Raw genomic sequence first — 1,104 nt, 5'->3', positions numbered from 1 at the left:
GCATTGGCCCCCGTGGCGGTTTCCGTCTGAACGCCCTGCACGGTCACACCGTTGGCCTGCAGCCACGCCTCCACGGACTGCATCTTGGCGGCCTCGGTCCATCGAAAACCTTGCCAGGTGGCATCGGCTTTTTGTGCGCTCCCGACAATGACCTTACCGTCACGGCTAATGCCCCAGGCCCGAGACTCTTTGCCACCCAGGGTGCCCAATGCTTCCAGCGCGTTGGTGCTCTGCGTCCAGCGGAAGGCGTGCTCCTCGGTGTTTGTCCACGAAGAGCCAACCACTACCTTGCCATCCCCGCTCACCGCGGTGGCTAACGACGTGGAATCTCCAGGCAACACGCCCAACGACGTCATACCCGTGCCGGCTGTCCACCGAAAGGCTCGCGAATCGGACGACGTAAAATAATTCCAACCTACCACCACTGAGCCATCATCATTGGTAGCCGAAGCGACCGAGTCTGCCGACCCGCCAAGATCCTGAAAACCAGAGGCCACCGTCCAACGATATGCAAATGGGGTCCCGTCCGATTTACGGTAGGAACCAACGATCACTTGCCCGTCACCACTGACACCTCTGGCATAGATGGCGCCAGTTCCGGCCGGGAAGCCATTGAGAAACTGAATGCCATTGGCGGCAGTCCATCGAAATGATTGAGCGCTTTGGCTTCCGTTCCCTGCAACGCCTACCACGACGCTTCCATCGGAATTGGTTCCCCCTAGACCGAAAGCAAACGACCTGTCGGTGCTCCCGAGATCTTGCTCGCCCCCCGAAGCCGTCCAGCGAACGGTGTGGGTACTCCCGCCTGAAGTATTGGCCCAGGTCACCACGTTGCCGTCATCGCTCACGTTGACTTCTCTCACATCCATACCCGTTCCGATCCCCGTAATGCCAGAGCTTTGGGCGGCCACAAGCACAGGAACGGCCAAACCGACACTCAGCGCGCACGCGCTTAATCGGTGGCGGGCAGTCAAACGACGCTCGGAAGCGGGGCCGAGGGGGTAAGAAAGACGAAAACGCATGGGTAATTTGACCTGATGAAATAGGACATCAGCAAAAAACACGCGTCGCCTACAGAAAATCACCTCGAGGGTGACTGACAAC

1 pseudogene is annotated in these 1,104 nt (G+C 59.1%); it reads right to left on the bottom strand.

The window, feature by feature from the left end:
• Window positions 1-1,104, bottom strand: a pseudogene (locus ACIQWO_RS27485) (hypothetical protein); the annotation flags it as partial.

Origin of the sequence: Pandoraea sp. NPDC090278, from assembly GCF_044772185.1 — a bacterium.
Taxonomy (GTDB): Bacteria; Pseudomonadota; Gammaproteobacteria; order Burkholderiales; family Burkholderiaceae; genus Pandoraea.
This window is presented reverse-complemented; position numbering and strand designations above follow the sequence as displayed.